The following is a 23,469-nucleotide window of genomic DNA, read 5'->3' as shown; positions in this document are numbered from 1 at the left end:
CCTAACAGGCGTGACCAAATCACGAAACGACAAACATTGCCTTCCGCGTCGTGTCGCATTATGTCGGAGTAATAAGGAGTAACCCATGACCGACCAAGCCCTTTCGATGAGCCGCACAAACGAAGGTGGGTTCCGATCCATCGCAGCAGAAACTGGCGAGCCGGTGGGCGAGGCCTTTGCAGTGCATGGCCTTGCCGACGTCGATATTGCATGCGCTGCCGCAGCCGCTGCGTTCGACACCTGTCGCAGCACGGATCGCGAGACGCGCGCGCTGTTTCTGGAGCGAATCGGCGAAGAAATCATGGCCATCGGTGATGACCTGATCGTCGCGGCCATGCGTGAAAGCGGCTTGCCGCGGGCGCGTCTGGAAGGCGAGCGTGGACGTACCGTCGGGCAACTAAAGTTGTTCGCCGGGGTAGTGCGGGCAGGTGGCTGGCTGGGCCTGCGAATCGACCCGGCGCTGCCCGATCGCTCGCCATTGCCGCGTCCCGATCTGCGGCTGCGTATGGTGCCGCTGGGTCCCGTCGCGGTGTTCGGCGCGTCCAATTTCCCGCTCGCCTTCTCCACGGCGGGCGGCGATACTGCCTCTGCACTGGCCGCAGGTTGCCCGGTGGTTGTAAAGGGACATCCCGCGCATCCGCAGACCGGCGCGCTGGTCGCCGAGGCGATCCACCGCGCAGTAGCGGCGAGTGCCTTGCCCGAAGGCGTGTTCTCGCATCTGGTCGGGCCGGGTAATGATCTGGGTAGCGCGTTGGTGCAGGATCCCCGTATCGCCGCGGTAGGGTTTACCGGATCGCGGGGCGGCGGGCTTGCGCTGCTCAAGCTGGCGCAGGCGCGCCCGGTTCCGATTCCCGTCTATGCCGAGATGTCGAGCATCAATCCTGTGCTGTTGATGCCTGCCGCATTGAAGGCGCGCGGTACGGCCCTGGGTACGGCTTTCGTGGGATCGCTGACGATGGGCGCCGGGCAGTTCTGTACCAACCCCGGCCTGCTGCTGGCAATCGAGGGTGAAGGGTTGGATGCGTTTGTCGCCGCCGCCACTGGCGCGGTGGCTGAGGCGGATTCGGGCACGATGCTGACGACCGGTATCCACGCGGCCTACGAGAAGGGCACCAAGGCGCTTGCAGATCATCAGCATGTCGAGACGCTGGCGGCCGGTAAGGAAGGCAATGGGCTGACGCGCGGGCAGGCGATTATTTTCTCGACCACGGCGCAAGCGTTCATTGCCGACAAAGCGCTGGGACACGAAGTGTTCGGCGCATCGGCCATATTGGTGCGCTGCAAGGATGAAGCGGAGCTGCGCGACATTCTGGAAGCGGCCGAGGGGCAATTGACAGCGACGTTGCATATGGACGCCGAGGACGAAGGCATGGCCGCCAAGCTGCTGCCCGTGCTGGAGCGCAAGGTGGGGCGCATTCTCGCAAACGGTTGGCCGACGGGCGTCGAGGTCACGCACGCAATGGTGCATGGCGGACCTTACCCTGCGACGTCGGACGCGCGCACGACTTCGGTTGGCAGCTTGGCAATCGATCGTTTCCTGCGACCAGTGTCGTACCAGAACCTTGCGCAGGGGGTGTTGCCGCCCGAACTTCGCGATGATGCAAGCAACGACGGTGCACCGCGGCTGATTGACGGTAAGCTCACCGTAAACTGACATTTACGGCCGCAACGGCGGCGTTCGATTTTCCAGGGAGAGGTTACATGGCATTACGCCTGCTGCAGCATCGTGCAGCCGATGGAACGCGGTCGGTCATCGCGGCGACGGATGACGGCGCTGCGTTTCTGGTCGGGTTTGACAGTATTCGCGCACTGGCGGCGCGGGCGATTACAGGCGGGGTTAGCCTGACTGAAGCGGTTGCTGCCTGCGGCAAAGGCGCAGATGTCGACCTGGCGGCTGAATTGGCTGCGGGACGCTTGATTGCGCCGATCGACCATGCCGATCAGGCGCATCTGGTGCTGGCGGGTACGGGGCTGACGCATCTGGGTTCGGCCGAAGGGCGCGACAAGATGCATCGCGATGCGGCTGCCGCACAGACCAAGACCGATTCGATGCGGATGTTCCTGGAAGGCGTCGAGGGCGGAAAGCCCGCACCGGGCCAGACCGGGCAGCAGCCCGAATGGTTCTACAAAGGTGATGGTTCGCAACTGGTTGGGCCGGGTGAAGCGCTCACCATGCCGCATTTCGCCAAGGATGGCGGCGAGGAACCCGAGCTGGCAGGCATCTACCTGATCGGTCCGGATGGGACGCCGTTCCGCCTTGGCCTGTGCCTCGCCAATGAGTTCAGCGATCATGTGACCGAGCGGCACAATTATCTGTGGCTGGCACATTCCAAGCTGCGGCAGGCGGCACTCGGTCCCGAGCTGTTGGTCGGAACGCCACCCGACCATGTCGAAGGCGTCAGCCGCATCCTGCGCGATGGCGAGACGTTGTGGGAAAAGCCGTTCCTCTCCGGCGAGGCCAACATGTCGCATACGCTGGCCAATCTGGAAGAGCATCACTTCAAATATGGACTGTTTCGGCGGCCGGGTGACATCCATGTGCATTTTTTTGGTACTGCGACCTTGTCCTTCACGGATGGCATCCAGACGCAGGTCGATGATGTGTTCCAAATAGAGGCGGCGCCCTTTACTCTGCCGCTGCGCAATCCCCTCGCTCGCGCCGTCGATCAGGCCGTCGTCGTCAGGGCGCTGTAGAGCATGGACCCCATTCGTATTGCGGTCATTGGCATGGGCAAGATTGCCCGCGACCAGCATTTGCCCGCCATTGCCGGAAACGCCGCTTTCAGTCTGGCGGCGACGGTCAGCCCACATGATCCCGGCGTGGCAGGCATAGCCCATCACAAGAGTCTGGAGGTGCTTCTGGCCGAGGGGCCTGCAGTCGATGCCGTGGCCCTCTGCACGCCGCCGCAGGTGCGATACGATCTGGCGGTGCAGGCGCTCAATCGTGGTATCCACGTTTTGCTGGAAAAGCCGCCCGGCGCAACACTGGCGGAAGTGGCGGCACTGAGCGCGCGCGCTGACAAGGTCGGATCGACGCTTTTTGCGGCCTGGCATTCACGCTTCGCTGTCGGCGTAGCGCCTGCACGGGCATGGCTGGCCGAGCGTCGCATCGACAGGGTGGCGATCACATGGCGCGAGGATGTGCGTGTATGGCATCCAGGCCAGGCCTGGATTTGGGAACCGGGCGGGCTGGGCGTTTTCGATCCCGGCATAAACGCGCTCTCGATCGTGAGCCATATCCTGCCGCGACCGTTCTTTCTAAAGGCTGCGACATTGACTCTGCCGTCCAATCGCGCTGCGCCGATAGCTGCGGACATGGAGTTTCGCGACACGACGGGCGCACCGATAACGATGGATCTCGACTGGCGTCAGACTGGCCCGCAGACTTGGGACATAGTCGTCGAGACCGATGCAGGCACCCTCAAACTGTCCAGTGGTGGAGCGGTGTTGTCACTGCCGAGTGGCACCCAGCATGGCGAGAATCATGAATATGCCGAACTCTACGGGCGATTTGCTGCGCTGATCCGCGGCGGACGGAGCGATGTCGACACCGATCCACTCCGGTTGGTGGCGGATGCATTTTTACGCGGACGCCGTGAAATAACCGAAGCATTCAACGATTAAATCAGGAGAGAATGATGCTGAAATCCTTACGCCGGGGGGCTTTGGCGCTACTGCTTTCCACTGCGGCGGCAACCGGTGCGACTGCGCAGGTGCCTGCACCCACGGCAACCGCGACGGTTCACGCGGACACGCCAGGTCCGGTCTACGACCGTCGCATCTTCACGCAGTTCGCCGAACATCTGGGCAATGGCATATATGGCGGCCTGTGGGTGGGCAACGACCGCAGTATTCCCAACACCAATGGCTTTCGTAACGATGTGATCGGCGCGCTGCGCAACCTGAGCGTGCCCGTCGTGCGCTGGCCCGGCGGCTGCTTTGCCGACGAATATCATTGGCGCGAAGGCGTAGGTGCACGGGCCAAGCGGCCTGTTAAGATTAACACCCATTGGGGCGGCGTCACTGAACCAAACACCGTCGGCACGCATGAGTTTTTCGAACTTACCCGTCAGCTTGGCGCGGAAGCCTATGTTGCTGGTAACGTCGGCAACGGCACGCCGCAGGAAATGGCGGAGTGGATCGAATATATGACCTCGCCTGCCGGAAGTCTGGCCGACGAGCGCGCAAAGAACGGCCACAAAGAGCCGTGGAAGGTGCCTTATTTCGGTGTCGGCAATGAGTTATGGGGTTGCGGCGGTAATATGCGGCCCGAATATGCCGCCGACCTGACGCGCCGCTACGCGACCTTCATCAAGGCGCCGAAGGATACCAAAATCCTGAAGATCGCTGCGGGCGCTAACGTTGCGGACTATAAATGGACCGAGACGATGATGCAGCAGGTGACCGAACAGGTCGATGCGCTATCGCTGCATTACTACACCGTTCCAGGGGGGTGGCCGCCACGCGCTTCCGCAACGGTTTTCGACGAGGCGGGTTGGGCTGAGACACTGTCCGAAGCGTTACGCATAGATGAACTGATCACCAAGCACAGTGCCATCATGGATAAATATGATCCGGCCAAGAAAGTCTGGCTGGCGGTCGATGAATGGGGCACCTGGTATGCGGGCGACCCCGGCACCAATCCCGGCTTCCTTCGTCAGCAGAATACGCTGCGCGACGCGCTGGTCGCCTCGATCCATCTCGACATTTTCGCACGACATGCCGATCGGGTGAAGATGTCCGCGATCGCGCAGATGGTGAACGTGCTGCAGGCGATGATCCTGACAGACGGCAAGAAGATGGTGCTGACGCCGACCTATCATGTGTTCGAGATGTACAAGCCGTATATGGACGCGACGGTTCTACCTATCGAGGTGAAGTCGCCTTGGTACAACAAGGACAAGTGGGCGATGCCGTCGGTCAGCGCATCGGCGGTCCGTGACAAAGCCGGGAAGGTGCATGTCGGACTTTCCAATCTTGATCCCAACAAGGCGGTCACTGTTACGACGACGCTGGCGGGCATAACGGCGAGCGGTGTGTCGGGACGTATACTGACGGCCCCTGAGATGAACGCCCTCAACAGCTTCGACGCGCCGAATGCCGTTGCACCGGTCGCTTTCACGGGCGCGCAAGTGGCCGGCGGGACGCTGACGGTAACCTTGCCGCCTAAATCTGTCGTCATGCTCGAACTGCAATGAGCGTCGAGGCCGTGACGCGTCCGACGATCTTGGGAGATTGGGGCACGTCACGGCTGCGGCTATTCCGTTTTTCGGACGGTAAGGAAAACGGACGGGCCGATGGGCCGGGGATCGGAGCGCTCGAAGCGCCAGCAACCAAGGTACTGACGCAGGCGCTCGAGCCGTGGCGTAACGATGGGCCGATTGGAAGCGTGACGCTGTGCGGCATGGCGGGCGCCCGCGGAGGACTTGTGGAGGCGGGCTATCTGGCATGTCCCGTCAGCCTCGCCCAATGGCAGCAGCATTCGACTTCGCTGATGCTCGACGGCCTTGCCGTTCGTGTGTTGCCGGGCTTGCGGTGTCGCAATGGCGAAGGGGTGCCCGACGTTATGCGGGGCGAGGAAACACAGATTTTCGGTGCGATTGCGTTGGATGAGACGCTTGCCGAGGGCGCATGGACATTCGTGCTGCCGGGAACGCATTGCAAATGGGTGTTAGTGGTGGACGGGGTCGTCTTGGGCTTTCGTACCTATCCGACCGGCGAACTTTATACTTTGCTGACCGCGCATTCCACCTTGGTTGCGGCTGGCAAGTCCTGCGAAGGCGATGACGCGCAAGGTTTTGCGCGCGGGCTGGCGCGAGTTGGCGAACGGACACTCGCTGCACTGTTCGAGGCACGGGCGGCGCAACTGGTCGATGGCCGTTCACCCGATTGGGCAAAGGGTTTTCTTTCAGGGCTGTTGATCGGTGGCGAAGTGGAAGCCGAAGCGACCAAGGATGCGCGGATCGTGCTGATCGGCGATCCTACGCTGTGTGAGCGCTATGTGACCGCTTTGATTAACGCTGGGTGTTCGGCGCGACAGGTGGACGGCGACGCCGCCGTGCTCGCCGGGCTTGAGCTGGCGAAAGGAGAGGCGGCATGACGATCGATGAGGCGCTGGATGCAGGTGCGCCGCCAATCATGGCGATCCTGCGCGGCATCCGCCCCGACGAAGCGGTCGTGATTGGCCGCGCGCTGGTCGAAGCTGGCATCCGCCTGATCGAAGTGCCGTTCAATTCGCCGGAAGCGGGCGTCAGCATTGCGGCGATGGCCGATGCGCTTGGGACAGAGGCAGCCATCGGCGGCGGGACGATCCTGACGGTCGAAATGGTCGACCGCTTGGCTGCTGCAGGTGGTCGTTTCATGGTGTCGCCCAACAGCGATCCTGTCGTCATCGCGCATGCCATCGCGTGCGCGATCGAAGCTGTGCCGGGGTTTCTGACGCCAACCGAAGCGTTCACGGCAATCGGTGCTGGTGCGCACCGATTGAAGCTGTTCCCCGGATCGGTCTTCAAGCCTGACTATCTATCGGCGCTCCGTGATGTTGTGCCGGGTGATGTCGGCCTTTGGGTCGTCGGTGGAGTAGGCGCTGCTAATCTTGCCGAATGGCGCGCACGCGGGGCAGCGGGGGTGGGCGTAGGCGGATCGCTTTACAAGCCGGGTGACGACGATGCGACCGTCGGCGCGCGGGCGCGGAATCTTGTCGCGGCATGGAAAAGCTGACGAGAAGTCAGCAGAGGAGATTGATGACATGAAGCGTATGACAACAATAAACGGTGGTGAACGTTGTTCCGCCGTGGCGCGGTTCGTCGCGATTGGGCTGGCCGCCGTCACCTTGTCCGCGTCAGTGCAAAGCTGGGCACAAGACGACAAGATGACTCCGATCGCCATCCCCGCCCTGCCGGACGCAATCGAACTTGGCACTGGGCCACTACCAGCCGCAAAGGCGACGGAATCCTGGCATAGTCAGTATGGCAGCCGCTTTGCCCGCAATGTCACGGTCGCGACCCTTACCCCGTTCCTTCCAGATCCGGCCAAAGCGTCAGGCGCAGCGGTTGTCGTTGCGCCAGGCGGCGGATTCCGGACCTTGTCGATGGATAATGAAGGGTTCGATGTGGCGCGCGCACTCGCTGCAAGGGGCGTCGCGGCTTTCGTACTGAAATACCGCCTGCGTCAGACCCCCGCAGACATGGCTGGCTTTGAAAAGTCGATGCAGGAAATGGTCGCGGGCGTCACGCGCGCTCCGCAGCCTGCACCCGGTAACGCAGCCGCGGACCTTGCGCCGCAGCTTGCGGATTCCACTGCAGCCTTTCGGCTGATCCGGGCTCGGGCGGCGCAATGGCATGTCGATCCCGACCGGATCGGCATGATCGGCTTTTCGGCGGGCGCGATGCTGACTATGGCGACGACCCTGTCCAGCGACGCCAAGCCCGCCTTCATCGGCAACGTCTACGGCCCACTGGGTGCCATGACCGTGCCGCAGGATGCGCCACCGATGTTCGCGGTCATCGCGGCGGACGATCCGCTGTTCGGCAATCGTGATTTCAAGCTGATCGACGCTTGGCGTACGGCCCGTCGCCCGGTGGAGTTCCACCTGTATGAACGCGGCGGTCATGGCTTTGGCATGTATCAGAAGACGACCACCAGCACGGGATGGTTCGACGCTTTCGCGCGGTGGCTAGACATGCACGGTCTGATGAAGCGCAAGGCAGGATAAACGGCGTTCCATCGCCTACGCGCGCTATTCTATGTCCGCTTCCGGGGAACGGAAAAGCAACCGGAGGGCGGCATAGGGTCGATCTATTCAATCGCACCGTTGGATTTATGCGCGCGCGGTGAAGAGAATAGCGCGAACGGTGATAGCTGAAGACGGCGCGGAACAGCTATCATACCAGCCAATAGCGTAGTCCCATCGACACCAGCAACAGGGCGCCTACACTCGCGGTCCATATCCCCACGAACCAGCCTAGTCGGCGCATGCGCCGACGCATCAGTGATATCCCTCGCTGCCCACCTTGCCTCTGAACACCCAATAGGCCCAAGCGGTATAAGCGAGGATCACCGGCACGAGAACGCCACCGCCGATCAGCATGAACAGTTGGCTGCGATAGGGGGCAGCAGCTTCCCAGATGGTAACCCGCGCCGGGATGACATAGGGCCAGATCGATATGCCCAGCCCCAGCAGGCATAGCCCGAACAGCGCAAGCGCCCACAGGAAGGGCTGCGCATCCTTGCGTTGCGAAAGGCTGCGATAGAAAAGCGCTGTGACGATAACAGTGGCCAGCGGTACCTGCGCCGTGGCAAGCACGCCGGGCCATGCGAGCCAGCGGCTCGCGTAGCTGGCCTCCAGCGTTAGGGTGGAGAGGCTGACCGCACCTATCAGGATCAGCAGGGCAATACCCAGCCTGCCAGCATAGGTCACCACCTGACGCTGCAAGCCGCCTTCGGTTTTCCAATTGAGCCAGCAGGCCCCCAGCAACGCATAACCGACCATCAGCCCCACGCCAGTCAGCAGCGAAAAGGGCGAGAGCCATTCCCACCAGCCGCCGGAATAGGCGCGTCCTTCCACGCTGATACCCTGAAGCAAGGCCCCCAGCGCGACCCCTTGCGCAAAGCTCGCCACTGCCGATCCACCTGTAAACGCACGGTCCCACCAAGCGCGATGGGCCGGGTCGCGCCAACGGAACTCAAACGCTACACCGCGCAGGACCAGGCCCAGGAGCATCGCGATCAAAGGCGCATACAGCGCGGGCAGGATGATGGCATAGGCCAGCGGAAAGGCCGCGAGCAGCCCTCCGCCTCCCAGCACAAGCCAGGTTTCGTTGCCGTCCCACACCGGCGCGATGCTGTTCATCGCTGTGTCCCGATCCTTGCCCACCTTGAATAGCGGGAAAAGGATACCGATGCCTAGATCAAACCCGTCCATGACGACATACGCAACGATGGCAAAGCCGATGATCCCGGCCCAGATGACTGTCAGGTCGATCATCCTTCGCTTCCTTCGATGGCGGGGGCAGGGGTAATACCGGCGGTGCGGATCGGCGCGCCGTCCAGCGTGCTTTCGTGCGCTTGCGGTGGCTTTTTCATTAAGTGCAAAAGATACCAGATGCCCATGCCGAACACGCTGAAATAGACTAGGACGAATGCCAGCAGCGATGCGGCCACCGCGGGTGCATCTAAGGGCGACGCACTGTTTGCGGTGCGCAGCAGTCCGTAGATGGTGAAAGGCTGCCGTCCGACCTCGGTCACGATCCAGCCCGCCAGCACGGCGATGAAGCCAGCCGGTCCCAGCAACACCGCAGCGCGGTGCAGCCATGACCACTCATGCAGCTTGCCGCGCCAGCGCGCGATCAGACTCCACAGGCCAAGCCCCAGCATCGCAAAGCCGATGCCGACCATGATGCGAAACGCCCAGAACACGACGCCGACCGGCGGCTTGTCGGCATCGGGCACGCTATCGAGCCCCTTCATCGGCGCATTCAGATCATGTTTGAGGATCAGCGAGGATGCTTTGGGGATGGAGATGGCATAATCGACCCGCTTGTTGCCGCTGTCGGGGATACCGAAGAGAATCAGCGGCGCGCCGTTGGGATGGCTATCATAATGGCCTTCCATCGCCATCACCTTGACCGGCTGATGCTCCAGCGTGTTGAGGCCGTGCATGTCGCCTGCAAAAATCTGGATCGGAGCGACGATGGCCGCCATCCACATCGCCATGGAGAACATCGTGCGAGCGCCCGGATTTGTCCGGTCTCTAAGCAGATGCCATGCTCCGACGCCGCCGACCGCAAAGGCTGTCGTCAGATAGGCGGCCAGCACGGTATGGACCAGCCGATAGGGAAAGCTGGGGTTGAAGATGATCGCCATCCAGCTTGGGCCGGGGAGGAACTGGCCATTAGCGCCGATCTCATAACCGGTCGGAGTCTGCATCCAGCTATTGACCGAGAGAATCCAGAAGGCCGAAATGAAGGTGCCGATAGCCACCGCGCAGGTCGCAGTGAAGTGCAGCTTCCGCCCCACCTTGTTAATGCCGAACAGCATGACGCCCAGAAAGCCAGCCTCCAGGAAGAACGCAGTCAGCACTTCATAGGCCATGAGTGGGCCGATGACCGGCCCGGCCTTGTCGGAAAATACCGACCAGTTGGTGCCGAACTGGTAGGACATAACGATACCGGACACCACGCCCATAGCAAACACGACCGCGAAGATCTTCAGCCAGTAGCGGAAGAGATTGGCATAGACGCCTTTACCGGTCGCAAGCCACAACCCCTCCAGCACCATCAGGTAGCTGGCAAGGCCGATGGAAAAGGCCGGGAACAGGAAGTGGAAGCTGACGGTAAAGGCAAATTGCGCGCGGGCGAGAAGCAAGGCGTCAATCGAGTCGAACATATAAAATGTCCTTTCGCCCACTATGTAGCAGGTAGGCAGAGGGATGGGGATGGGTCAGATTGTCATACCCGGCAGGAAGGCAGCGGCGCTGCGCCAGAGCATGTAGCAAGCGACGACGAAGATAAGTCCGGCAAAGACCGTGGTCAGCCGCCCGGTATGTCCGCCCAGCGTTTGAGCCATCCGCGTGCCGCCTATACTCCCGGCAACACCGCCTACCACGAAAACGGCAGCTAGTGGCCAGTCGATCAGCCCGGAGAAGGCGTAATTGGCCGCCGTCGTCAAGCCGAAGGCCGTTACCGCAACAAGAGATGTGCCCACCGCCATCAGCATCGGCATGCCCGTCGATGCCACCAACCCCGGTACAATCAGAAAGCCACCGCCGATGCCGAAAAAGCCCGAAAATAATCCCGACCCCAGCCCATAGGCGACGACCTTGGGGGCTTTTTCCCGATTGCATTCTGCCCCGGGATTGCCGGGATTGCCGCGCCCCTTCAGCATCAATGCGCCGACCAACACCATTACCAGTGCAAAAAAGAACAACAGCTTGTCGCCATCGACCATCTTGCCGAAGGTCGAACCTGCGAGCGCACCGATGATTCCAGCCGCAGCATAAATGCCGCCGCAACGCCATTTGACATGATGCGCGCGGGCATGACTGGCGAGGCCCGCCGCTGCATTGGCCGCGACCGCGAGTGCACTTGTTCCAATCGCGACATGGGCGTTGGGCACGCCGACCAGATAGACCATCAAGGGCACCGCGAGAATCGAACCGCCCCCGCCGACCAGCCCCAGCACGAAGCCGACCAATCCGCCGGATAGTCCACCCAACAGATATTGCGCGGTGGTCATCATTGTCATGCGCCAATCATGTGGGGCTTGACCATCCACTCGCGCCCCTTGAGCATACCATGCCAGTAGACAGGCGGAAGGATCGTGTCCTTTAGCAGCCAGGAGAGGCGTGAGGGTCGGGTGCCATCGATGAGCCAATTCGGGAAGCTGGGCATCAGCGTGCCGCCATAGCCGAATTCGGCCAAGACGATCTTGCCCGCCTCCACCGTGAGCGGGCAACTGCCATAGCCGTCATAGGTCGCGACCGGCGGCTTGCCGTCCAGTGCCGCCAGCACATTGACTGCGACCACCGGGGCCTGTTTGCGCGCCGCCGCCATCGTCTTGGCGTTGGATGCCGAACAGGCGTCGCCCAGCGCGAAAATGTCGGGATAGCGCGGGTGGCGCAACGTGGCTTCGTCCACTTCGACAAAGCCCGACGCAGCCGCCAGGGGACTGGTGCGGACGAAGTCCGGCGCGACCTGCGGCGGTACCACATGGATCATGTCGTACCGCTCGGCCACGCGCTTCACTCCATCGCCATCCGCTTGCTCGAAGATTGCGGTCTTGGAAGCGCTGTCTATTTCGACTAGCTTCGAGCCGAAGTTAAGGTTGATGTCATAGCGATCGACATAGTCCATTAGCGCGGGGACATAGGCGGGGACGCCGAACAGGACGGCGCCCGCCGTATGGAACTGCACGTCGCTGCTGCCCAGCACACCCGACTTTTCCCAACGATAGCAGGACAGATACATTGCCTTTTGCGGCGCGCCCGCACATTTGATCGGCATTGGCGGCTGGGTGAACAGTGCGCGCCCGCCCTTAAACTGCTTGACCAGCCGGTTGGTGTAGGGAGCAAGATCGTAGCGATAGTTCGACGTCACGCCGTCATGCCCGAGCGCATCCGAAAGGCCGGGGATGGCGTTCCAGTCCAGCACGATGCCGGGGCATACGACCAGCACACTGTAGCTGACCCGCCGACCGTCGTTCAGCACCACTTGCTTCTCGTCAGGCAGGAAAGTGCTTGCGGACGCCTTGATCCATTCGACGCCGCGCGGGATCAGTCCGGCTTCGTCGCGCCGCGTAAAGCCACTTTCGAATACGCCCGCGCCCACCATCGTCCAGCCGGGCTGGTAATAATGGGCGTTACTGGGCTCGACGATGGCGAGGTGAATCCCGCGCCGCCGTTTGAGGATGCTCGCAGCCGTAGCAATTCCCGCACTGCCGCCGCCCACGATCAGCACGTCATAGTGGCCTGCATTCCGAACGCACACCATGTCCGCCATCTCCGCCAGCTTTTCCGCTCGCGCGCCCGATCGGCAATAGGCCAGCACCGGACCCGGCAGGCTGTTTAGCGCCCGGCGCATTGCTGCAGCATCCGCGTCCGTCAGCGCGCCCGCCACCGCCGGAACATAGGCAAAGCCAAGCCCGGCCGCTCGCGCTGCAGCCTCGATCTGTGCCGCCATAGGCTGGTCTGCGCCTTCGCCATCGGGGCGGTTACACAGGATCGAGCGGAAACCCATGGCGCTTAGATCCTCCACATCGGCAGGCATGATTTGCGGAGCGACGCTGAGCGTCGGAGTCAGTTGCTTGATAGCCATGGTAAACCTCCTCGTTCCGACAGGTGCCGGTTATGATCTTATTATGATGCGATGAATTGCCATGCCGCCCAGCATGGCCAGCACGAACGGGGCGACGTCCCCCGGCGCAAGTGACAGGCTGGCAATCGCTGGGCCGGGGCACAAGCCACCAATACCCCAGCCTATGCCGAACAAGATTGCGCCGAGTGCCAGCTTACCGTCGATCCCGCGGGTATCAGGCAGCGTGAAGGCCGTGTCGGCGAGCGGGCGTTCTATCCGTCTCTGTATCGCCCAAGCCAGCGCCATCGGGATCATCGCCCCGCCCATGACGAACGCAAGCGTTGGGTCCCATACGCCGAACAGATCGAGGAACGCGCGTACGCGCATCGGATCGGCCATGCCCGAAAAGGCCAACCCCGCACCGAACAGCGCGCCTGAGAGCAATGCCAAAATGATCCGCATCACAAAGCGCCTGCCAGACGCATCAGCGCCACGGTGACAAAGCCGCTGCTAATGAACAAAGTCGTCGCTACGATCGAGCGACGCGACAGGCGAGACACGCCACATACACCGTGTCCGCTTGTGCAACCGGATCCTAGTCGTGTGCCAAACCCTACGATCAAGCCGCCGACGATCAGAAATCCTGGTGCGGGAAATCGCGCGGGAACATCGTTCGACAGGAACGCCACGACCAGCGCGCCCAAGGGCAGTCCGACGATGAAGGCCACCGCCACCGCGCGCGGTGCGCCGCTGGTCGCCAGGCCCGTGGCCCGCGCCGCCAACCCGCTAACCCCGGCGATCCGCCCCAACCCCAGCAGCATGATAGCTGCCGCCAGGCCGATCATCAGCCCGCCGATCAGACCGGCAACCGGCTGCGCCTCGGGGAAACCGGGGATCATAGCTGGTTAATGGGAATCTTGAGGTAGGAGACGCCATTGTCATCGGGCGGTGGCATATGGCCTGCGCGCATATTGACCTGCACCGACGGCAGGATCAGGCGGGGCATTGCGAGTGTGGCATCTCGCGCCTCGCGCATTGCGACAAATTCATCCTCGCTCACGCCGTCATGCGCATGGATGTTGGTCCGGCGCTGATCGCCAACCGTCGTTTCCCACATATAACGGTCGCGACCTGCTGGCAGATAATCGTGGCACAGGAACAGGCGGGTTTCGGGCGGCAGCTCCAGCAGGCGGCGCAGGGACCGGAACAGGGTGCGCGCATCACCCCCGGGAAAGTCTGCGCGGGCAGTGCCGTAGTCGGGCATGAACATGGTGTCGCCCACGAAGACGGCATCGCCGATCACATAGGCGACGCAGGCGGGTGTGTGGCCTGGGACGTGCAGCACCGTCACGGCCAGATTCCCGATCATGAACTGATCGCCATCAGACCAGAGATGGTCGAAGTCGGATCCGTCACGCCTAAAATCTGCGCCTGCATTGAACAGCGAACCGAATGTCTGCTGCACTTCACAAATATGTGCGCCGATCGCAATCTGACCGCCCAGCTTTTGCTGAAGATAGGGCGCGGCCGACAAATGATCGGCATGGGCATGGGTTTCCAGATGCCAGTCCACGCTCAAACCCTGCTCGTCGATATAGGCGATGACCGGGTCGACCGCCTCGTGTCCGGTGCGTCCGGCGGCGGGATCAAAGGTCAGTACGCTGTCGATCACTGCCGCACGGAGGGTTTCCGCATCATGCACGACATAGGTCACGGTGAAGGTCGGCGCGTCGAAGAAGGCGCGCACTACCGGCACGCCGCTTCTGGCGACAGTGACTTGGGCATAGGCTTTTTCAAGTGCGGCGTCGGCCATGCGACTCTCCTTTAATTTCATATTTACATGATATATGTATGTGTATAATTCGTGATCGTCAAGGACTTGCCACGGCGCCTTGACGACTGCAGGAAAGACAGATGAATGACGCGATGACGATCCCCTTGACGCCCCTACGCATCGGTTCCTTGGCCCCGGATTTCCGGGCCCGATCCACCATGGGCGATTTCCAATTGTCGACGCTACGTGGGCACTGGGTGATCTTTTTTTCTCACCCCGCTGACTTCACGCCGGTCTGCAGCACGGAATTTGTCGCACTGGCGCGGCACCAGGCTGATTTCGACGCGCTCGACTGTCGGCTGGTTGGCCTATCAGTGGACAGTCTCTACGCGCACATCGCTTGGGTCCGGGCGCTGCGCGACCTGTTCGACGTGCAGATCGGCTTTCCGATCATAGAGGATCCCAGCATGGCGGTCGGCCGCGCCTATGGCATGATTGACGATGAGGCGGCGGACAGCATGACGATGCGCTCCACTTTCTTCATTGACCCGAAAGGCATCATCCGCGCGACGACGGCCTATCCCCATAATGTCGGTCGATCGGTCGACGAAATGCTGCGCCTGTTGTGCGCGCTGCAACGAGTAGATGATGGGGGAGGGCTGACGCCGGAGGGCTGGTCACCCGGACAGCCCACATTGCTGCCCGCAGCCGAAAGCCCTGACGCTGCACCTGACTGGTTCTGCCGACTAGAGGCTCAGCCATGAGCGCGCTCTACGAGGATCGCGACGCTGCGGCGGTCGCCGCCGAAAAGATCAAGATTTTCGGCCAGCCCCAGCGGTTGATGATCCTGTCCTGTCTGTTGCGTGGCGAACGCAATGTCGGCGAGATCGCCGATGTGACCGGGATCGGTCAGCCTGCGCTCAGCCAGCAGCTTGCCGAACTGCGCCGAGCCGACCTGGTTCAGACGCGCAAGGAAGCCAAGCAGGTTTGGTATATGCTGGCAGACGATAATGTAGCGCTCTGCGTCCGCAATATAGAAGCGATGTTCGCTGGCGTTGGCAGCGCTTTAGTGCCGCCAACGGCCAAGCCAGCTTTCCAGTTGACGCCAGCCGACGGCGTGGCAGCTTTTGCCCGCGTTTTGTAAGCGCGCGCAATTCGGTCTCAATTTGGCGCAAAAGATATATAACGGTTATTGCCATTGCTCGGGATGCCTATTTGAGCTGCGGAGGGGCGTTCAGCACACAATATATTCATTTTCGCGAATACGCTTGAAAGCCGGGGCGGGTTTAGCCGGTAATCGTCCAAAGCCTTGTACAACTGCGGCTGCGCCCCGATCTGGAACGTACCCTATCGCCGCTCGACTACGGAAACCCATGCTGTGACCCAGAAACTGAAGATCGATTTCGTCTCCGACGTTGCCTGCCCCTGGTGTGCTATCGGTCTGTTGGGTCTGGAAAAGGCGCTCGACAATGTGGCGGGCGAAATCGACGCCGACATCGCCTTTCATCCGTTTGAGCTCAATCCTGACCTGCCGGCTGGAGGCAAGAACGGGCTCGAGCACATCGCCGGAAAATACGGCATGTCCTTTGACCGTGTCCGGGAGAACCGCGCAACGATCTGCGATCGTGCGGCTGAGGTTGGCTTCACGATCAACACGTCGGACGCAAGCCGCATTTACAACACTTTCGATGCACATCGTCTGATCGCTTGGGCCGGTGAGAAGGGCCGCCAGCTCGCGATGAAGCAGCAAGTGTTCGCGCTGTATTTCACACAACAAGAGGATCCTGGCGACCCCGATGCGCTGGCCAACGCTGCCCACGCCGCAGGCCTGAATGCCACCGAAGCGCGAGAGGTTCTCGCTTCTGATCGCTATGCCGAACAGGTTCGTTCGGAGGAGGCTCTTTGGCGCGAACGCGGCATCAATAGCGTGCCTGCCGTAGTCATCGAAGGCCGCTACCTGATTTCCGGAGGCCAGCCTCCGGAGGAATTCGAGCGCCAGTTGCGGGGAATTGCAGCCAGACTGCGCGAGGAGCAAGCCTCAGCGACTGCCGCAACCTGATCTCTTTCTTTACATCGGTCCCACTAAAAATCGAGGCATCTCTGTTCCCTGATCGTACTAGCATGGCCGAGGTTCAGGGCATCGAGAGGGCTGGGTGAAAGCTGCCGTAGGTCCATGCGCCTTAGCGCCATCCTGCCATTTACCTCGGTCAGATTTCGTTAGAGAACCCGATAGCATTTTCCGAGGGGGCTAGTCTTCCTGTGAATAGTCCATCCGCTCAAGGTCAGCGATCAGGCTCGGACCCTCCGGCGTCCATCCCAGATGCACCCGTGTCCACGCGCTGGATGCCGACATATCAACGGCCGCGAACATCGCGAACCAGCCGAAATGGAGAGGCGCTTGTTCAGGAGACAGCGAGATGAGCGGAAGGTCGAGACCTGCAGCCACAGTCGCGGCAATCTCGCGGAAGGCGACACCACGCTCGGCGACCGCGTGGTAGCGCGCGCCCTGTTCGGCTCGTTCCACCGCTAGGCGATAGAGTCGCGCCACGTCGAGAACATGCGCGGCCGACCAGCGGTTTTTGCCTTCGCCGACATAAGCAGCCACGCCTTTCTCCCGCGCCAGCGCCACATAAGGGGTGATCAGGCCCTGCTTAACGGTGTCGTGGACTTGCGGAAGGCGCACGACCGACAGGTTCACACCCTTTTCCAGCAGTGCCTCGCCAGCCAGTTCGGAACTGGACCGGGGGTGGTGGCGGACGGTGAACAGTTGCTCGACGGCGGGGCCACCATCGTCCGGTGCGCCCATAATCGCAGCCGAAGTGATGAGCAGTGGCCGATCAGAGCCCGCCAGCACGACACCAAGCGCTTCGATTACGTGGCGATCCTGTGCGCAGCTTGCGGCATATTTCGAGAAGTCATGGTCGAATGCGGTGTGGATGACGGCATCGGCGCATTCCGCGCCTGCGCGGAGGCTGGCAAGATCCTCCAGGTTGCCAACATGGGGCTGCGCGCCTGCGTCGGTCAGCGCGCGCGCTCCAGCTATCGAGCGCGTGAGGCCGATCACCTCATGGCCCGCGCCCAGAAGTTCGCGAAGGATTTGCGAACCGACGAAACCGGTGGCGCCAGTGAGAAAGACACGCATGGGGAACTACTCCAGATTGACGTGCCACCCCATTCGGTGAGAAAGCGATCCTGTGAAAGTAGTGACTTTATCATAGTATAATCATCGACAGGATACTGATGCTCCCGCCTTGTGAGAATCAGCTCGGCACCTTCCTGCGCGACCGGCGCATGCGCCTTGACCCGGCGACCTTCGGTTTTCAGCCAGGGCGCCGTCGCACCCCCGGTCTGCGCCGGGAGGAAGTTGCCCAGCGCGCAAACATCAGCGCCACCTGGTACACCTGGCTGGAGCAGGGCCGCGGCGGAGCGCCATCAGCCGATGTGTTGGACCGGATCGCGACTGGCATAATGCTCACCGAGTTGGAGCGCGATCATCTCCATATTCTCGCGTTCGGCCATCCTCCGGAAGCGCGCTATCGCCACCCGGAAGGCATCACGCCGCGCCTGCAGCGCGTGCTGGACGCCCTGCCATACAGTCCCGCCATCATCAGAACAGCGACCTGGGATGTCGTCGCCTGGAACAAGGCGGCGACCCTGATCCTGGCCAACTATGCGGAGCTACCGCGCGAGCGGCGCAACATTCTGCGGCTGATCTTCGATGACGAACGTGTCCGCGGCGCGCAGGACGATTGGCGCAGCGTTGCACGCTATGTCGTGGGCACCTTCCGCGCCGATGCCGCCCGCGCCGGGGCCAGCCTGGAAATCCGGCAACTCGTCGATGAGCTGTCGGCCTCCAGCGCAGAATTCAGGACGCTGTGGAATGACAATGAAGTCATGGGTCACGGCGAAGGCATCAAGCGCCTTCACCACCGTTCACTCGGGCCCGTGGACCTGGAATTCTCGACGTTTGCGGTCGAAGGACGGTCGGATCTCATCATGATGGTCTACAATCCGACAATGCCGCCCATGATAGAGCGCCTTCGTGCCCTGTTTGCGGAAGCGTGAAATGGAGGTTCCGATCCGGCAGCCATCACCGATATGGCAGCAACGATCCCCGTTAGTGCTACATTCGCCGACAAGGGTGATAGTTGGACGTGTGATACAAGTGCTGGTGTGCCTGTGAGCGCGTGGCACACGCCGATTGCACAAGCCAAGGTCAAACTGGGGCCCCGACCTGCACATGACGACGCACGCGCGGACCGCGGCTAAAATAATCGACCGCTATGCTAGCAAAGGTCTATCTGGATTTGTAGCGGATTTGCGTGTTTTGTACGGTTTGGGAGGGCTTGGAGCGGTGAAGGGAATCGCAAGGCATCGCTAACAAATTGTAATTACATCAATTGCTGCACTGCAGCAAAAAATAGACCCCATGGAGTGGCCCCATTCCCTTCCCGTAAATCGGGTTCGAAGCGTAAATAGGGTTCGCTTGGGGGCTACGCATTTGCAGAGCCTTAATACCTCGTCGAGCTAGCTCTAGCAATTTCCAACCCACAGCAGCTAAGCGGGGGAAATGACCGCCTCTGACCTACAACTTCTGCTTATTGCCCGTCTGATCCGCGAGAGCGGCGGCACATCGCAGACATGGCGGCGGGCGCTGGGCAAGGTCATTGTGCGAGACATCGCAACGCATGCCCATTGCAATTGGGAGGTTAGGCCAAACGGTACCGATGCCCAGCGCGCCGCGATCGAGCGACTTCTAGACGATGTGCGACTTGAATATTCGATCGTGTCGGCAGATTGAGCTTACTGCTGCTGTGAACAAAGTGGTCGTTCTTAACACTCGAAATCCCGTCGAAAGCCATCCTACATTCTCCGAACGCTCGGCGCGTTGCAAGGCCCAAGTTGGGACACCGCGTAATTGATTTAGCCACCCTCGTGCATGGTACGAAGTCGCCTTGGCGCTTCAATGCAGGAGGATGACCGATGTCGATTTATGCAGGGTTGGATGTAAGTGACAAGACGACGCATATCTGCGTGGTCGATGTCGACGGTAAGGTTTTGCGGCGCGATGTTGTCGCGAGCGATCCCGCTGTTCTGGCCAAATGGCTTAACAAACATTGTACCGATCTGGCGCGTGTGGTGCTGGAGACGGGAACGTTATCGACGTTCCTGTATCATGGGCTGGTCGAGCGCGGTGTTGCGATAGAGTGCATCTGCTCGCGGCACGCGAAGGGCGTCCTTTCTGCCCGCGTGAACAAAAGCGATGTCCACGACGCTGAAGGGCTTGCCCAGCTGGCGCGCACCGGATGGTACAAACGCGTCCACATGAAAGCGTCAGCCACGCATATCGATAGGGCAGCCCTCCGTATCCGCGCCCAGCTCATCACTGCGCGGACATCCATGGCCAATCAGCTGCGTGGGCTCCTGAAGCTGTTCTGCCTGCGCATGGGCACTGCCAGAACGCCGGGCCGACGTGCCGAACGCCTGACGGGCTTCTACGCCCAGCGCCCGGATTTGAAGGCTCTGTTTTCTCCGCTCATTGCATCCATGGAGGCTATTGAAGAGCAGCTACGCGCGTACAATCGCCTGCTCAATGATCGGGCAAAGGCGGATGAGGTCTGCGCCAGGTTGATGAGCGTTCCTGGGGTTGGACCAATCACCGCGCTCACCTACACATCAACCATCGAAGATCCGCGCCGTTTTGCCAGAAGCAACGATGTCGGCGCCTATGCAGGGCTCGTGCCTCGACGCAGTCAATCGGGAGAACGCGATGTCAGCGGGCATATCTCCAAGGCGGGAGATCCCATGTTGCGCAAGGCGCTTTACGAAGCGGCCAACGTCGCGCTGACCCAGGTCAAGCGGCCATTTGCCCTTCAGGAGTGGGGCAGGAAAATGGCCGAAGCCAAAGGTGCAAGGCGTGCCAGAACGGCCGTTGCGCGGAAGCTCGCCGCTTTACTGCATTCGCTTTGGCTGAACGAGACTGAGTTTCGCTGGGTCTGATCCCCGCGTTCCTCATCCCGATCAGCCATGCCCCGGACGATCTCGTCAGCTTTGTAGAGGGTCAAACCTCGTTTGGGACTCAGAGACGTCCACCTATTTCCGCTCGGCCGCGATCATGAAGGCTCGGACAAAAGCTACCTCAGCGGTCCGATGACCTCGAAGACAACCATTGGCAAACGGGAAAAAGGAAGCGCAATGCAGGAATCAATTAGACAACAAAGCCGCCGTTCGAGATCTTGGCCATTCAACGGCATTCAACATAAAAAATGGTTCACCGGCTATGTTCGCTCCGAGCAATCCGGGTCTGCGCGTAATGAGCCACCCTGTCTTGTTGCATAGGAGGATGGACACTCCCCTTCGATATCAACCGGATCGGCGTTCGGTGTTTGCCACCGGACGCGCTTTATCCTCCACCGCCCCGTCAGGCCGAAAGCTCTCTCCGAATGATTGCGGCGCCGGCGCCCAAAGCAGCAAGCTTGCCTTTCGCTACGCGGCGAGACAGCGGCGCCATGCCACAGTTGGTCGACGGATAGAGTTTGTCGACATCCAAAAACTGCAGCGCTTTTCGCAGCGTATCGGCGACTTGCTCGGGCGTTTCGATGATGTCGCTCGCCACGTCGATGGCGCCTACCATCACCTTCTTGCCCCGAATGAGTTCGATCAGGTCCATCGGAACCCGGGAATTCTGGCATTCCAACGAGATAATGTCGATGCTAGAGCCTTTCAGCTTGGGAAAGGCTCTCTCATATTGCCGCCACTCTGATCCGAGCGTCTTCTTCCAATCGGTGTTGGCCTTGATGCCATAGCCATAGCAGATGTGAACGGCAGTCTCGCACTTTAGCCCTTCAGCTGCCTTTTCCAAGGTCGCGATGCCCCATTCATTCACTTCGTCGAAGAACACGTTGAACGCCGGTTCGTCGAACTGGATTATGTCGACGCCGGCGGCCTCGAGTTCCCTGGCTTCCTGATTGAGGATCTTGGCGAATTCCCAGGCGAGCTTCTCGCGGCTTTTATAATGGGCATCATAGAGCGTATCGATCATCGTCATTGGCCCGGGCAGGGCCCATTTGATCGGCTGATTGGTTTGCTGACGCAGGAACTTGGCGTCTTCGACAAAAACCGGCTTCCGGCGTTCAACCGCGCCTACGACCGTGGGCACGCTCGCGTCGTAGCGATCGCGGATTCTGACGGTCTTGCGCGTCTCGAAATCAACTCCGCTGAGATGCTCGATAAATGTCGTAACGAAATGCTGGCGCGTCTGCTCGCCATCGCTGACGATATCGATCCCCGCCTGCCGCTGATCGTCCAGAGACAGGCGCAAAGCATCTTGCTTGCCCTCGACCAGTTCTTCTCCCTCTAACTTCCATGGCGACCAAAGCGTCTCAGATTGTGCAAGCCAGGAGGGCTGGGGCAAGCTCCCGGCGGTCGAAGTAGGCAATAATATGTTCATGAGAAACGGCCTTATTTTCTGATGGATCAGCGCGCGTGACTGGCAGACCATTGCTCCAGCACGGCCCGATATGGCTTGATGAAACGCTCTTCAGCAAACTTGCCCTGTTCGACAGCCAGCCGGCTGCGCTCTTCGCGGTCGTAGACAATGCGAGTGAGCGAATAGTCCTGATATTTGAGGCTTGGCTGATACAGCTCCGCTGCCGCCGAATTGGCGTTGTATATTTCGGGTCGATAGATTTTCTGAAAAGTCTCCATCACGCTGATGGTGCTGACCAGTTCAAGGCTCGTATAATCGCCGAGCAAGTCGCCAAGATGGTAAAAGGCAAATGGAGCGACGCTATTGGGCGGCATGAAATAGCGGACCTTCATGCCCATTTTGGCAAAATACTCGTCGGTCGCCGAAACGTCGTCATTGTGATATTCGAAACCCAGGACCGGGTGCTCATTCGTAGTCCGCCGGTAGGTTTTGCTGCTCGATACGCTCAGGCAGATGACGGGCGGTTTGCTGAAGTTGTCCCTATAGGCACCCGAATTCAAAAAGTGCTTGAACAGGTTGCCATGCAGGTCACCAAAGCCTTCCGGAGCGCCGGAATTCGGATTTTTCTTCATATGCTCCGACAGCAGAACGCTGAAGTCATAGTCGCGAACATAAGACGAGAAATTATTGCCGACGATACCGTCAATGCGTTGGTCGGTCTTTCTGTCGAAGATAGCCGTCTTAAGGATTTCAATCAGCGGGAACACGTCGTTATTCCCTGCGGCATCGATACGCATCTCGACTGAAATTATTTTGAGTTCGACAGTGTACCGATGCCCCTTGGGATTATCCCAACGCGCGAGAGCGTTGAAGCGATTGTCGATCATCCGCAGGGTGTTGCGCAAATTCTCACGGCGACTATCGCCCCGTGCCAGATTGGCGAAGTTCGTCGTGATGCGGGTATTGTCCGCGGGCCGATAATTCTCATCGAAATCAATGTGATTGATGGAGAACTCAAAGGAGGAATGCGTAGCCATCGACCGATCACCTAGGTTTGCCGGGCGAGAGGACCGAAGGAAACGCACAAGACGGACAAGCCCGAAGGCACTCAAGCCCCGGCCTAGCATCAGGCGCGATCCACCGGAGGAACCCCCGTCCGAGGAACATTATCGCGTCGGAGGCAGGTCTCCTGGCTCACGGGTCAATGCGTCGGTCCCGGCCTTCCCGAGCCTCTTGCGAAGGCTCAGTGACACAAAATGGAACCGCCGCTCACCGCTTACAGTTGCGGGGGCAGCGCCGGATTCCGTTCAACGAGAACGTCACCGGCTTCCCGTCTTAGCTCCACATCATGCCTGCTGTGGAGAACCTCGACAGCCTGTTTAAACAAGAGTTTTCCACGAGCGTCAAGAGGTATATAAAGATTTCTTTATATACCCTGCAAGGCGATGAGGCATCGCAATTCCCCAATCGCCATG

Annotated in this window: 24 protein-coding genes and 1 riboswitch; of the genes, 13 read left to right on the top strand and 11 right to left on the bottom strand. The window is 60.6% G+C overall.

Annotated features, from left to right (window positions below; genetic code table 11):
• Positions 1–85: 85 nt before the first annotated feature.
• The 7 genes from QMG56_RS03365 to QMG56_RS03335 are packed head-to-tail and all read left to right on the top strand — an operon-like array spanning position 86 to position 7,714.
• Positions 86–1,654, top strand: coding sequence for an aldehyde dehydrogenase (NADP(+)) (locus QMG56_RS03365; RefSeq protein ID WP_281821161.1), 1,569 nt, complete (start codon positions 86–88; stop codon positions 1,652–1,654).
• A 47-nt stretch (positions 1,655–1,701) separates the two neighbouring features.
• Positions 1,702–2,694, top strand: a complete 993-nt coding sequence (gene araD1, locus QMG56_RS03360) for an AraD1 family protein (RefSeq protein WP_281821160.1) — start codon at positions 1,702–1,704, stop codon at positions 2,692–2,694.
• 3 nt (positions 2,695–2,697) lie between these two features.
• Complete coding sequence (locus tag QMG56_RS03355; protein ID WP_281821159.1) at positions 2,698–3,624, top strand: Gfo/Idh/MocA family protein; 927 nt, start codon at positions 2,698–2,700, stop codon at positions 3,622–3,624.
• Between the two features lie 14 nt (positions 3,625–3,638).
• The gene (locus tag QMG56_RS03350; protein ID WP_281821230.1) at positions 3,639–5,198 is read left to right on the top strand and encodes an alpha-N-arabinofuranosidase; all 1,560 of its coding nucleotides are present in this window, start codon (positions 3,639–3,641) and stop codon (positions 5,196–5,198) included.
• A complete protein-coding gene (locus QMG56_RS03345) occupies positions 5,195–6,100 on the top strand; it encodes a 2-dehydro-3-deoxygalactonokinase (protein ID WP_281821158.1) in 906 nt (301 codons plus the stop codon). The genes QMG56_RS03350 and QMG56_RS03345 overlap by 4 nt, the downstream gene beginning before the upstream one ends.
• Entirely contained in the window at positions 6,097–6,720 is a 624-nt protein-coding gene (locus QMG56_RS03340) for a 2-dehydro-3-deoxy-6-phosphogalactonate aldolase (protein ID WP_281821157.1), read from the top strand. Before QMG56_RS03345 ends, QMG56_RS03340 begins: the two co-directional genes overlap by 4 nt.
• A 37-nt stretch (positions 6,721–6,757) precedes the next feature.
• Entirely contained in the window at positions 6,758–7,714 is a 957-nt protein-coding gene (locus QMG56_RS03335; protein WP_281821229.1) for an alpha/beta hydrolase, read from the top strand.
• Positions 7,715–7,883: 169 nt separating this feature from the next.
• Here the strand turns inward: QMG56_RS03335 and QMG56_RS03330 are convergent, their stop codons facing one another.
• The 8 genes from QMG56_RS03330 to QMG56_RS03295 are packed head-to-tail and all read right to left on the bottom strand — an operon-like array spanning position 7,884 to position 14,604.
• Positions 7,884–7,988, bottom strand: a complete 105-nt coding sequence (locus tag QMG56_RS03330) for a DUF2474 family protein (protein WP_281821156.1) — start codon at positions 7,986–7,988, stop codon at positions 7,884–7,886.
• Complete coding sequence (gene cydB, locus QMG56_RS03325) at positions 7,988–8,986, bottom strand: cytochrome d ubiquinol oxidase subunit II (protein ID WP_281821155.1); 999 nt, start codon at positions 8,984–8,986, stop codon at positions 7,988–7,990. The genes QMG56_RS03330 and cydB overlap by 1 nt, the downstream gene beginning before the upstream one ends.
• A complete protein-coding gene (locus tag QMG56_RS03320) occupies positions 8,983–10,386 on the bottom strand; it encodes a cytochrome ubiquinol oxidase subunit I (RefSeq protein WP_281821153.1) in 1,404 nt (467 codons plus the stop codon). The genes cydB and QMG56_RS03320 overlap by 4 nt, the downstream gene beginning before the upstream one ends.
• Before the next feature lie 54 nt (positions 10,387–10,440).
• The gene (locus QMG56_RS03315; RefSeq protein ID WP_281821228.1) at positions 10,441–11,238 is read right to left on the bottom strand and encodes a sulfite exporter TauE/SafE family protein; all 798 of its coding nucleotides are present in this window, start codon (positions 11,236–11,238) and stop codon (positions 10,441–10,443) included.
• Positions 11,239–11,240: 2 nt separating this feature from the next.
• Positions 11,241–12,812 carry a bifunctional protein tyrosine phosphatase family protein/NAD(P)/FAD-dependent oxidoreductase gene (locus QMG56_RS03310; protein ID WP_281821152.1) on the bottom strand — a complete coding sequence of 524 codons (1,572 nt, stop codon included), beginning with the start codon at positions 12,810–12,812 and terminating at the stop codon, positions 11,241–11,243.
• Between the two features lie 30 nt (positions 12,813–12,842).
• Positions 12,843–13,253 carry a DUF6691 family protein gene (locus QMG56_RS03305; RefSeq protein ID WP_230188065.1) on the bottom strand — a complete coding sequence of 137 codons (411 nt, stop codon included), beginning with the start codon at positions 13,251–13,253 and terminating at the stop codon, positions 12,843–12,845.
• Positions 13,253–13,690, bottom strand: a complete 438-nt coding sequence (locus tag QMG56_RS03300; RefSeq protein ID WP_230188066.1) for a YeeE/YedE family protein — start codon at positions 13,688–13,690, stop codon at positions 13,253–13,255. The genes QMG56_RS03305 and QMG56_RS03300 overlap by 1 nt, the downstream gene beginning before the upstream one ends.
• The gene (locus QMG56_RS03295; RefSeq protein ID WP_281821151.1) at positions 13,687–14,604 is read right to left on the bottom strand and encodes an MBL fold metallo-hydrolase; all 918 of its coding nucleotides are present in this window, start codon (positions 14,602–14,604) and stop codon (positions 13,687–13,689) included. Before QMG56_RS03295 ends, QMG56_RS03300 begins: the two co-directional genes overlap by 4 nt.
• A gap of 101 nt (positions 14,605–14,705) precedes the next feature.
• Between QMG56_RS03295 and QMG56_RS03290 the strand changes: the two genes are divergently transcribed.
• From QMG56_RS03290 to QMG56_RS03280, 3 genes are all read left to right on the top strand, one after another.
• Positions 14,706–15,329, top strand: coding sequence for a peroxiredoxin (locus tag QMG56_RS03290; RefSeq protein WP_281821149.1), 624 nt, complete (start codon positions 14,706–14,708; stop codon positions 15,327–15,329).
• Positions 15,326–15,709 (top strand): metalloregulator ArsR/SmtB family transcription factor, encoded by a 384-nt coding sequence (locus QMG56_RS03285; RefSeq protein WP_230188069.1) that lies wholly within the window; start codon positions 15,326–15,328, stop codon positions 15,707–15,709. Before QMG56_RS03290 ends, QMG56_RS03285 begins: the two co-directional genes overlap by 4 nt.
• A 234-nt stretch (positions 15,710–15,943) precedes the next feature.
• Positions 15,944–16,624, top strand: a complete 681-nt coding sequence (locus tag QMG56_RS03280; RefSeq protein WP_281821147.1) for a DsbA family oxidoreductase — start codon at positions 15,944–15,946, stop codon at positions 16,622–16,624.
• Between the two features lie 189 nt (positions 16,625–16,813).
• Here the strand turns inward: QMG56_RS03280 and QMG56_RS03275 are convergent, their stop codons facing one another.
• Complete coding sequence (locus QMG56_RS03275; RefSeq protein WP_281821145.1) at positions 16,814–17,707, bottom strand: SDR family oxidoreductase; 894 nt, start codon at positions 17,705–17,707, stop codon at positions 16,814–16,816.
• A gap of 98 nt (positions 17,708–17,805) precedes the next feature.
• Between QMG56_RS03275 and QMG56_RS03270 the strand changes: the two genes are divergently transcribed.
• The 3 genes from QMG56_RS03270 to QMG56_RS03260 all read left to right on the top strand — a co-directional run bounded on the left by QMG56_RS03270 (position 17,806) and on the right by QMG56_RS03260 (position 20,565).
• Positions 17,806–18,630 (top strand): helix-turn-helix transcriptional regulator, encoded by an 825-nt coding sequence (locus QMG56_RS03270; protein WP_281821144.1) that lies wholly within the window; start codon positions 17,806–17,808, stop codon positions 18,628–18,630.
• A gap of 505 nt (positions 18,631–19,135) precedes the next feature.
• Complete coding sequence (locus tag QMG56_RS03265; protein WP_281821142.1) at positions 19,136–19,366, top strand: hypothetical protein; 231 nt, start codon at positions 19,136–19,138, stop codon at positions 19,364–19,366.
• 182 nt (positions 19,367–19,548) lie between these two features.
• Complete coding sequence (locus tag QMG56_RS03260) at positions 19,549–20,565, top strand: IS110 family transposase (RefSeq protein ID WP_281821141.1); 1,017 nt, start codon at positions 19,549–19,551, stop codon at positions 20,563–20,565.
• 421 nt (positions 20,566–20,986) lie between these two features.
• On the opposite strand, the gene QMG56_RS03255 is transcribed toward QMG56_RS03260, so the two are convergent.
• Both QMG56_RS03255 and QMG56_RS03250 read right to left on the bottom strand, forming a co-directional pair.
• The gene (locus tag QMG56_RS03255; RefSeq protein ID WP_281821140.1) at positions 20,987–22,015 is read right to left on the bottom strand and encodes a methionine synthase; all 1,029 of its coding nucleotides are present in this window, start codon (positions 22,013–22,015) and stop codon (positions 20,987–20,989) included.
• 26 nt (positions 22,016–22,041) lie between these two features.
• A complete protein-coding gene (locus QMG56_RS03250; RefSeq protein WP_281821139.1) occupies positions 22,042–23,031 on the bottom strand; it encodes a DUF1852 domain-containing protein in 990 nt (329 codons plus the stop codon).
• A gap of 124 nt (positions 23,032–23,155) precedes the next feature.
• A riboswitch (cobalamin riboswitch) is annotated at positions 23,156–23,379 on the bottom strand.
• Between the last annotated feature and the right edge of the window lie 90 nt (positions 23,380–23,469).

This window comes from Sphingobium sp. BS19 (assembly GCF_027925545.1).
In the GTDB taxonomy this organism is placed as follows: Bacteria; Pseudomonadota; Alphaproteobacteria; order Sphingomonadales; family Sphingomonadaceae; genus Sphingobium.
Note: the sequence above shows the minus strand (reverse complement) of the source record. Positions and strands in the feature narration are given on the sequence as shown.